Raw genomic sequence first — 10772 nt, forward strand, 5'->3', positions numbered from 1 at the left:
CGACTTTTGCCAAAATGTTCTGACGGATCAAGATGGGAATGGAAATTGCTTCGGAAAGACGATAATATAGACGTAGACGAACAAACGATAAGACAGATGGAGAAGGGACATTTATGAAAAATACTATGATGAAACGGAATGTGTTGGTTATACTTGCTGTCGTGGTGCTGGCCGGTATTGCCGTTTATCAAAATTTCGCGACAAAGGATCGTCAAGCGTCCGCCAATAAGGAAGCGGCCCCCAAGCCGAACTACATGGCTCCGGGATTCAAGCTCACGGCGCTGGACGGCAACGTATACGAAGTGGGCGGGACGAGGGATAAACCGCTGTTGGTCAATTTCTGGGCGTCCTGGTGCGGACCATGCGAGCTGGAAGCTCCGGACTTGAAGCAGCTGTACGATAAATACGAAGGCAAAATCGATTTTTACGCTGTCAATATGACGGCTAGCGATCGGATGGACAATATTAAGTCGTTCGTGAAGCATTTCGAGTTTAAATTTCCGGTGCTGCTCGATTCCGAAGGCAAAGTAGGCGAGCTTTACCGGATCAGCGGCATCCCGATGACCTATTTGGTCGATAAAAACGGGGTTATCAAGGAAGGATTCAGCATTCTTCATCCGGACGAGTTGGAGAAACGGATCAAGCAGCTGATCGAATCTTAGGACGATAAGACACGGCACAAAAAAGCTGCATTGAACTTCTACAAGTTCAATGCAGCTTTTTTAATTTTATATGAAGCTTAACTTTACTTTCGGGTATCGTTTAATGATTGACCAGCCCGAGACGTTCGGTCGAGTTCGCGTTGTTCTCTAGGCGGGTTTTGCCGATCAGAGCGTAGCGGATACTGTCGAGCAACGCTTCCCAGCTCGCTTCGATGACGTTCTCGGACACGCCAACCGTGCTCCACGTATTGTCGAAATTGGTGGACTCGATCAGCACGCGCACCTTGGCGGCGGTAGCGTCCTTCTCGTTGATGACGCGAACTTTGTAATCGGACAAGTGCATTTGTTGGATGTCCGGATAATATTGGACCAACGCTTTGCGAAGCGCATTGTCGAGCGCATTGACCGGTCCGTTGCCTTCAGCGGCCGTATAGACCGACTCGCCGTTTACATTCAGCTTGACGATCGCTTCCGAGGTAATGGCGTCGCCTCCGTTCTTGCCTACGATCAGCTTGAACGATTCTACCGTGAAAATATCCTGGATATCGCCGAACGCCTGACGCAGCAGCAGCTCGAGGGACGCGTCGGCTCCTTCGAACTGGTAGCCTTGATGCTCCAGCTCCTTGATCTTCTCGATGATGTGCTTCGTCTGGTTCGTTTCATTGGTCATGTCGAGGTTCAGTTCCTGCGCTTTTGCCAGCAAATTGCTTTGTCCCGCCAGCTCCGAGACGAGAACGCGCTGTTTGTTGCCGACCAGCTCCGGTACGATATGCTCGTACGTCTTGGCATGACGCATAATGGCGGATACGTGGATGCCGCCTTTGTGGGCGAATGCGGCAGCGCCCACGAACGGTTGGTTTACCGGCATATTGACGTTGGCGATTTCGCTGACATAGCGGGCTACGGTCGTCAAGCTTTGCAATTGTTCATCCGTTATACAGCTGTAGTCCAGCTTCAATTGAAGGTTCGGGATGACGGAGCACAGATTCGCATTGCCGCACCGTTCGCCGAAGCCGTTGATCGTGCCCTGCACTTGACGGGCTCCGGCCTGAACGGCGGCGAGACTGTTGGCTACGCCGAGCTCGCAGTCGTTATGGGCATGGATGCCTACAGGAGTCTTTAGCTTCCCGCAGACGGTATTGACGATATCCGATACTTCGCCAGGCAATGAGCCGCCGTTCGTATCGCACAGGACGACCCAATCCGCACCGGCTTCTTCGGCTTTTTGAATCGTGGAGAGCGCATATTCGGGATTGTTTTTGTACCCGTCGAAAAAATGCTCGGCATCGTATATGACTTCCAGTCCTTGGCTTTTCAAGTAGCGGACCGAATCGTAGATCATGTTCAGGTTTTCTTCCAGCGTCGTCTGGATCGCGGTATGAACGTGGAAGTCCCACGACTTGCCGAATATGGTCGCAACCTTGACGCCGGACTCGACCAGACGGTTCAAATTCGGATCGGTTTCCGCCTTGGAATCTTTGCGGCGGGTGCTGCCGAAAGCGGTAATCTTGGCATGGGACAAATTCAGCTCCTGCGAGCGGTGAAAAAACTCGATGTCTTTGCCGTTGCTTCCCGGCCAGCCGCCTTCAATATAATGAACGCCCAGCTGGTCCAGCTTTTGGGCGATTTTCAACTTGTCCTCTACGGATAGACTGATTCCTTCTCCTTGCGTACCGTCGCGCAAAGTCGTGTCGAAAATGATTACAGGGGTTGCCATCAAACGTCCTCCTCACATTCATAAAGCGTAAGCCGCTGCTGCATTCTTACCATTATAGCATTTTTATGAACCGATGTTGAAGTGTTTTCGCAAAAGTCGTATGCTTGGATGGAATACGATTATGGAGGTCACGATCATGTTCCGGAAATCGCTTTGCACGTCCATGCCGGCGCGGTATGACGAACGAACGGATGGGTCGGGAACGTTATGAACGCCGGCTCGAATCGCGACGACCATTATCCGCGAAACGGCAGAGTCATTTTGCACATAGATATGAACGCGTTTTACTGCTCCGTCCACGAGGCCGTCGAGCCAGAGAAATATAAAGGAAAGGCGCTGGCGGTCGGAGGCAATATCGAGCTGCGCAAGGGCATCATCGTCACATCCTCTTATACGGCGAGGGCGAAGGGGGTAAAAACGGGGATGCATATACGCCAGGCGTTGAAGGCGTGCCCCGAGCTGATCGTGCTGCAGCCGGATTTCGATCTGTACCGTCAGTTTTCCCGCCGCTTCATGCAGATCGCCTACAACTATTCGCCACTTGTCGAAGCGATGTCGATCGACGAGTGCTACATGGACATTACCGGCTCCAAGCAATTCGGGACTCCGCTTGAAATTGCCGAGCTGATTCAGCGGCGCATTCTCGAAGAACTGCACTTGCCTTGCTCGATCGGGGTAGCGCCGAACAAGCTGCTGGCCAAGATGGCGTCGGACATGAAGAAGCCGAACGGCATATCCGTGCTGCGCAAGCGCGACGTGCCCAACCTGCTGTGGGGCAAGCCTTGCTCGCATATGTTCGGAATCGGCTCGCGGACCGGCGACCGGCTGCGCAAGCTGAACATCCATACGATCGGCGACTTGGCCAGCTCGGATGAATCGTTTTTGACCAAAAATTTCGGCGTATACGGGTCGTGGCTGAAGCTGGCGGCGAACGGCATCGACGAATCTGAGGTCAATCCGGAACGGGAGCAGAGCAAGTCGATCGGCCATACGACGACATTGCCGAAAAATTTGACCGAAGCGGCGGATATATCGCGGGTGTTCCTCAATTTGTCAGACCAGGTCGCCAGAAGAATGCGCAGGCAGAAGCTCATTGCCGGCACGATACAGATTACGATCCGGGATCCGGATATGAAGACGATAACGAGATCGTATACGCTTCCGATGCCTACCGAAAATGCCGACGATATTCACCGCGTTTCGGTACGGCTTTTCAAGGAGCATTGGGGATATGGCAGGCCGGTCCGGCTTCTCGGCGTAACGCTGCAAAGCTTGCAGTCCAAACAATCGACGGCCATCCAGCTCGATTTGTTCGATTACGAGAAGCATCCGAAGAAGGAGCAGCTGAACGTCGCGATGGACCGGATTCGCGACAAATACGGAGAAGATGCGATTCTTACCGCAGGCATGGTCGGTACCGATCCGTCCGCCTGGATACGCAACCATAAGCGAAGAGGGACTTCGCTCCAAATGGATCATCTTCGCGAAAGGGGGCTCGACGAGTGACGGTACAAACGACGCCCGTTATCGGTTTTGTCGGTTTTTCGGACAGCGGGAAGACGACGCTTGCCGTCCGGGTGATCGGCATACTCCGACGTTCGGGCTACAAAGTGGCGGTAATCAAGCACGATGCCCACGGCCATTATCGCGAGGCGGCCGGGACGGATTCGGGAAAATACGCGGATGCGGGGGCGGATGCGGTCGTGGTCGTTTCGCCCGGAAGGACGTTCACTTACAGGAGGACGGACCGTCCATACGGGCTAAGCGAGGCGATCACCGGCCTGCACGGATACGATCTGATCGTCGTGGAAGGGTTCAAATCCGAGCCCCATCCGAAAATCGTCGTGTTTCGCAATACGGAGCAGGAGGAGGCCGTCGGGCTAACCGATAGCAACATTGCCGCATATGCTGTAAAGATGAGCGGCAATGCGCCGGAAAGTTATAATAATCCGCGTTGCATTCCCGTTCTCGACATAGACGATCCGGAAGCCGTGGCGGATTTCGTGCTGCGCTATTTTTCGTATATCCCGTAAGGGAAGAGCGCATTTTAAAAATGGCGGACATGCGGGTAAAAGGTTTGAACTTTATAGGATTTTGTATTATAGTGGACAATAGAGCTATTACATTGAGGAGGAATTATTCATGGCAAAGTACACATGGGTAGATAAAGATACATGCATCGCCTGCGGAGCATGCGGCGCAACTGCCCCTGACATTTACGACTACGACGACGAAGGACTCGCGGAAGTCATTTTCGACGGCGACAACAACACCGGCGTAACGGAAATCCCGGAAGACTTGTACGATGATCTTCAAGATGCCTCCGACGGTTGTCCGACCGATTCCATCAAAATCGCCGACGCTCCGTTCAAATAATAATAGATGAACAAAGACGAACCTTTTCCGAATGCCGGAAAAGGTTTTTTTTGTCGTTTTGGGGATGCGGCTATAGGCTGCTGGTCCCGCTATAGGCCTAGAAACGTTAAATATTTCACAGTCGGGAATTCTATCGTTGCTATAAATCGACAGGCGTCATACAATAGATTTTAGGGGTAGGGGAAGGTGTGTCTTTTTTTGTTTTTCAAGCGTTTTTATAGGACTGAAGGTCCTGCCGGGGAGGAAGCGGATGAATAAAAGGAACTGGAAAACATCGGTCATTGCAGCTTTGGCCATCTTTTTATTGGCAGTTTTGACTTATACGACCGGAACGGGGGGCACGTTCCATTATATCGAGAATCCGCTGCGGGACGCGCTGGGCTCGAAAAGCGTCATGCAGCGGGAGCCCGACACGAAAATCAAAATCATAAAGATCGACTCCAAGTCGCTGGAGGCGATAGGTCAGTTTCCGTGGGATCGTTCCGTTTACGCCAAGCTGATCGACAAGCTCGAGCAAGGAAAAGCGAAAGCGATCGGGCTTGACGTCATGATCCCCGAACCGAGCAAAGATCCGAAGCAGGATCAAGCTCTGGCGGAAGTGATGGCCAAATATAAAAATATCGTTCTACCCGTCAATTTTAATTTCCCCGCCAAGCAAAAGGCAAACGATATGCTGGAGTACGACCGCATCGAAGTTCCTACCGCCGCAATCAACGCTCCGCAAAGCCAGCTTGCTCACGTTAACGTATTTCCCGACAATGACGACAAAGTTAGAAGGCTGATCGTCGGACTTCCCGAGAAGAACGGCAAAGTGGTGGAAGCGTTCAGCGTCAAGCTCGCCAATTTCGCTCTGGACGATGAACAGAAAGTAAGATGGGACGAGAACGAACGGAAATGGTATCGCGGTTCCGAGGTAATCCCGGTTAACGCCAGAAATCAGGTCATTACGCAATATTACACGTCGCCTCGCCAAGAAAAAGATTTGAAAACCGGATACGATTCTTTTTCCTTCAGCGATGTGCTTAACGATAAAGTCGACGCGCGGCTGTTCGAGAACGACATCGTGCTGATCGGCCCGTTCACGACAGGCCTGCAGGACGAATATATGACTCCGATGAGCAGGGCGATCAAAATGTTCGGAGTCGAAATCCATGCCAACATGGTCCAAACGATATTGGAGAACAAGTTTTGGAGCGAGCTTGCCAAGCCTTACGGGATCGTCATTCTCGCGCTTGTCGTTCTCTTGGGGGCCTATTTGTTCGAGCGGTTCAAAGGCAAAACTTCCTTATTTATGTTCCTTGGCCTGATGGTCCTGTACATGATCGTTTTCATCGTCGCCAACGAAGCTCTACATACTTATATACCGATTTTTTATCCGTTGCTTGCCATCATTTTGATGTACGTATGGTCCATTGTGAGCCATTACATGGCCGAACGCCGCGAGCGCAGCCGCGTAACCGGCATTTTCGGCCGGTTCGTGCCGAAGGCCGTCGTCGACCAGATGCTCGCCACGGGTGAAGAAGTCAAGCTCGGCGGCGAACGAATGGATATATCATTAATATTCGTAGACATCCGCGGATTTACGACGCTGTCGGAGAAGTTGGAGCCGGAGCAGGTCATCCAGTTTTTGAACGAATACTTGGACGTGTGCACGAAAGCGATATTCAAATTCAACGGAACGCTCGACAAGTTCATCGGCGACGGCGTCATGGCCATATTCGGGGCTCCGATCCGATACGACAACCATGCCGAAATGGCGGTTCGCGCCGCGCTCGAAATGAAGAAGCAAACGGCGATGCTTGAAGCGAGGCTAATGGAGAAGCTCGGATTTACCGTAAGATTCGGCGTCGGCATCAATTGCGGGCCGGCTATCGTCGGAAATATCGGTTCCGAGGAGCTTCGTCTCGATTATACCGCGATCGGGGACACGGTCAACCTGACGGCGAGACTCGAGTCCAATGCGAAGCCGGGAGAAATATTGATCAGCGACAATATTTACGAGCGGGTCAGTCATTTGTTCGAGATCGAGAGCATGGGCGAGATCAAAGTAAAAGGAAAGGAATTGCCTGTAACGATTTACCAGGTTCACGCCGAGAAATCGGATTGATGAAAGAAGTAGAGAAGATTCCAATAGTGCGAGGGAGAAATGGGAGAATGAAGAAGCGTTCCGTAATATCTTTGTCGTTATGCCTGACGCTCCTATTCAGCCTGCTGTCGAATATGCTGGCAGGTGCCGCATTTGCGAAGGAAAGCCGTGCGGCGATCGTCGTTAGCGTAAAAGGAACCGTCATGGTCACGAAAGCGGGCGGATCGACGGAATACCGCGCCTTCGACGATATGAGCCTGAATCAGGGCGACCATATTCGCACCGAGGACGAATCCAGCATCGTTCTGCAAGTAGTCGATCAGGAGGATGAGGTGACGATCGGTCCGAATACCGAAATGTACATATCCTCCTTGCTCGAGTCCGATGAAGGCGGCAAAAAGTCGAAGCTGAAAGTATGGGCGGGCTCGCTGTGGTTCAAAGTGAAAAAGCTCGTAAACGCGGATGACGAATTCGAAGTCGAGACGCCGACGGCGGTCATGAGCGTACGCGGCTCGAACGGATACATCGAGACGATGTACGGCCAGCTGTTCGCCCTGATGACATCCGGCGTGCTGGAAACGACGACCTCTAGCGGGGACGGATCTTCGGACTCGATCCATATAAGTCCGGGACAGCAAATTCAGCAGTCCGGCGAGCAACCGGGAGATTTGGCGGAGAACGTTACGCCGCTGGACATCAAATCTTTCGTGGCCAACGCTTCGCCGGATATTATTCATGCCCTGCTGACCTCGATTCAAGATATTCGCGAAGAAAACGAACAGTTCGTGCAGGATTTGGGCAGCGGGACGAAATCGGTCGATTCGAGAACCGGCCTGAGTCTCGGCACGCCTGAGCTGCAGCAGCAATTCGGCAGCAACTTGACCAACCTGCTCGCGAACATCGCGAAGGAAGCGATCGATTCGAATAAGCTTCCGGCCAGCGAAGTCAATGATCTCATCGCCAAAGCGAACGAAGGCGCGACAGGCGAACGGATCGATCTGAACAACGTCAAGCCTTTCGATACGTCCGTCGGTCTTAACCCCGATGTACAAAAAGCCAAGGAAGAGCAGCTGCAGCGGCAACAGGAGCTTCGGCAATCGGCGCTGGATCGGGAAAAGCAGCAGCAATTGGACAAAATCAGCCAAAACCAAAACCTTGCGGACCGGCTGGCGGCCGAGCGCCAGCGGCAGGAGCAAGGCAACGCCAACGCCAAGAACGAAGAACAGCAGAGAACGAATGAAACGTTCCAGCAGCAAGGCGGTACGGGCAATACCGGAGGAGGCACGGGGGGCAATACGACGACTCCCGGCGGCACTGCCGGAACCGGAGGAAGCACCGGCGGCGGAAATACGGGTGGCGGAGGCACCGGCGGGGGCGGCGGAGAAGAACCCGACAACACTCCTCCGGAGCTTGCAATCGCCCATCCGACAGCTCAACCGTATTTGGTCAATACCGCTTCGCAGGAAGTTTCCGTTTATGCGAAGCAAGGATCGACCGTTACAATCTACAAGGGTGATGCGACTATTCCGCTCGATACGAAAACGGGATTGGGCGCCACAACGAAAGTTACTTTTGCGGTAACTCTTGTCGAGGGTGCCAACACGTTCAAAGTAACGGCGGCGGATTCGTCCGGCAATGTGACGACGAAGACGGCGACTCTGGAACTCGATACGGTTAGTCCGACTTTAACAATCAGCGTACCGGCCAACGAGATAACGACAGTCAATACCAAGCCGCAAAATATCGTGCTCCATGCTGAGCAAGGCTCGTCGGTGAGCTTGTATAAAGGAAATGCAACGACTCCGTTAGAGACGGCGACAGGCGCCGGTGCAACGAGCGTTACTTTCACCTTAAACGATTTGGCGGAAGGCGAGAACAGCTACAAGGTAACGGCAACGGACACTGCCGGCAACGTAACGACGAAGACTTTGAAGTATGTCTTGAATACGTCGGCACCGGGGCTTTCGATCAAGCATCCGACGCTTGAAACGAATACGGTCAGAACGAAGCCTCAGACGATCGAGGTTGAAGCGGCTCAAGGAATTTCCGTCAGCTTGTACAAGGACGAAGCGACGACGCCGCTTGAGACGAAGCAAGGCAGCGGAACGTCAACCGTTGTTTTCGCGATCAACGATTTGGCGGAAGGTACGAACGTCTTCAAGGTAACGGCAACGGATGCTGCGGGGAATACGGCGTCTCGGACTGTGAAGTATGTGCTGGATACCGTGGCGCCGGATTTGGCGATAAGCCACCCTGCAAATGAAATCGCGTATGTAAACGCCAAACCGCAAACCATCGTGCTGCAATCGGAGCAAGGCGCGCATGTGAGCTTGTATAAAGGGGATGGAACGACTCCGTTAGACACGGCGACAGGCGCCGGTGCAACGAACGTTACATTCACCTTAAATGATTTGGCGGAAGGCGAGAACAGCTACAAGGTAACGGCAACGGACGCAGCGGGCAACGTAACGACGAAAATTGTGAAGTATGTCTTGAATACGTCGGCACCGGAGCTTTCGATTCAACATCCGACACATGAAACCAATGTTGTGAGAACGAAGCCTCAAACGATCGAGGTCCGGGCGGCACAAGGGATTTCGTTAAGCTTGTATAAAGGCGACTCCTTAACCCCTCTGGAGACGAAACAGGGCAATGGCACGACGAATGTCGTCTTCACGGTTCAGGATCTGGCCGAGGGCTTGAACACGTTCAAAGTTACCGCCCGGGACGCTGCAGGCAACACGGCATCGCAGACGGTGAATTATGTGCTGGACACATTGGCGCCGTCATTGGTCGTGAGTCATCCGACCAACGAAGTAACCTATGTCAACAGCAAGCCGCAAGGCATTGTATTGCAAGCCGAACAAGGGGCATCGGTGGGCTTGTATAATGGCAATTCGCCGACGCCTATCGAGACCGCAACCGGTCTTGGCGAGGCCAGCATCACGTTTACTTTAAACGATCTGGTCGAAGGCACGAATACGTACAGCATCGTCGCAATCGACGCAGCGGGAAATGTAACGTCCAAGACCGTCCATTTTGTCCTGATCACTTCCGGCCCTTCCTTGGCTATCGTACATCCATATTCGGGAGTGGAAGGGAACACTTATTATGTCGGCTCGAACGAGCAGAGCATACGGGCGCAAGTTTCCGAAGGAATCACCGTACGGTTGTACAAAGGAACGAATCCCGAGCCGATCGATACGTTAACGGGACTCTCTTCGTATCCGGTCGAATTTTTGAATCTGGGACTTGTCGAAGGCTTGAACACGTTCAGGGTAACCGCGACGGACAGCTTGGGCAACGTTTCGGAGAAGTCGGTGAAATACTTTTTGGATACGATCGTCCCCGGTCTTGAAGTTACTCCGAGCGGAATCGTACATGTGAATGCGTTGGCGCAAAGTATCTTTGTATATGCGGAAGAGGGCACTGCCGTCAACTTGTATAGAAGCGGTTCGGAGACGCCGTTGGCGTCCGCGACCGGACTAGGCATGACGACGAAATTCCCTTTCGCATTGAATGATTTGAGCGAAGGAACGAACGCTTTCGTCATCGTGGCGACGGACTCGGCTTTCAACGTATCATCCTCTTTTGTAACGTTCGAGGTCGACACTGTGCCACCGGCAATTCCGATCGTTACGGCTCCGACCAACAATTCGACCGTTAACGTCAACAAGCCGTCCTTTACAGGAACGGCGGAAGTCGGCAGCATCGTGAAGGTTGCAATCGATGAGGAACAAAACGAATATTTAGCGTTCGTGGATAGTATGGGGAACTGGAGCTATAGTTCGTTAACGGAATTGAGCGATGGGCCGCACATGTTTATGGTGAAGGCAACCGACATTGCCGGCAATACGACTTCGTTGCCGAACTGGGTGAACTTGGTCGTCGATACGACTCCGCCGGGAGTGCCGGTAGTGACGGCACCGGC

7 protein-coding genes are annotated in these 10772 nt (G+C 52.8%); 6 read left to right on the top strand and 1 reads right to left on the bottom strand.

Annotation, left to right across the window (positions count from 1 at the left end; genetic code table 11):
- Window positions 1-113 precede the first annotated feature (113 nt).
- Window positions 114-662: a TlpA family protein disulfide reductase gene (locus FE784_RS14040; protein ID WP_139602827.1), complete on the top strand. Its 549-nt coding sequence runs from the start codon at window positions 114-116 to the stop codon at window positions 660-662.
- 100 nt (window positions 663-762) lie between these two features.
- Here the strand turns inward: FE784_RS14040 and cimA are convergent, their stop codons facing one another.
- Window positions 763-2379 (bottom strand): citramalate synthase, encoded by a 1617-nt coding sequence (cimA, locus tag FE784_RS14045; protein WP_139602828.1) that lies wholly within the window; start codon window positions 2377-2379, stop codon window positions 763-765.
- A gap of 207 nt (window positions 2380-2586) precedes the next feature.
- On the opposite strand from cimA, the gene FE784_RS14050 reads away from it, so the two are divergent.
- The 5 genes from FE784_RS14050 to FE784_RS14070 all read left to right on the top strand — a co-directional run.
- A complete protein-coding gene (locus FE784_RS14050; RefSeq protein ID WP_139602829.1) occupies window positions 2587-3885 on the top strand; it encodes a DNA polymerase IV in 1299 nt (432 codons plus the stop codon).
- Window positions 3882-4412: a molybdopterin-guanine dinucleotide biosynthesis protein B gene (mobB, locus tag FE784_RS14055; RefSeq protein ID WP_139602830.1), complete on the top strand. Its 531-nt coding sequence runs from the start codon at window positions 3882-3884 to the stop codon at window positions 4410-4412. The genes FE784_RS14050 and mobB overlap by 4 nt, the downstream gene beginning before the upstream one ends.
- 109 nt (window positions 4413-4521) lie before the next feature.
- The gene (locus tag FE784_RS14060; RefSeq protein WP_139602831.1) at window positions 4522-4755 is read left to right on the top strand and encodes a ferredoxin; all 234 of its coding nucleotides are present in this window, start codon (window positions 4522-4524) and stop codon (window positions 4753-4755) included.
- A 250-nt stretch (window positions 4756-5005) separates the two neighbouring features.
- Window positions 5006-6862 (top strand): CHASE2 domain-containing protein, encoded by a 1857-nt coding sequence (locus tag FE784_RS14065; protein ID WP_139602832.1) that lies wholly within the window; start codon window positions 5006-5008, stop codon window positions 6860-6862.
- 47 nt (window positions 6863-6909) lie between these two features.
- Window positions 6910-10772 (top strand): Ig-like domain-containing protein (locus FE784_RS14070; RefSeq protein WP_176706204.1); only part of this gene is annotated, 3863 nt, incomplete at its 3' end.

Origin of the sequence: Paenibacillus hemerocallicola (assembly GCF_006265175.1) — a bacterium.
GTDB classification, from domain to species: domain Bacteria; phylum Bacillota; class Bacilli; order Paenibacillales; family NBRC-103111; genus Paenibacillus_AB; species Paenibacillus_AB hemerocallicola.

Bases quoted from the DNA above. Each gene is read 5' to 3' on its own strand.
- FE784_RS14050 (WP_139602829.1), top strand. From the start codon at position 2,587: ATGAACGCCGGCTCGAATCGCGACGACCATTATCCGCGAAACGGCAGA.
- FE784_RS14060 (WP_139602831.1), top strand. From the start codon at position 4,522: ATGGCAAAGTACACATGGGTAGATAAAGATACATGCATCGCCTGCGGA.
- cimA (WP_139602828.1), bottom strand. From the start codon at position 2,379: ATGGCAACCCCTGTAATCATTTTCGACACGACTTTGCGCGACGGTACG.
- FE784_RS14040 (WP_139602827.1), top strand. From the start codon at position 114: ATGAAAAATACTATGATGAAACGGAATGTGTTGGTTATACTTGCTGTC.
- FE784_RS14065 (WP_139602832.1), top strand. From the start codon at position 5,006: ATGAATAAAAGGAACTGGAAAACATCGGTCATTGCAGCTTTGGCCATC.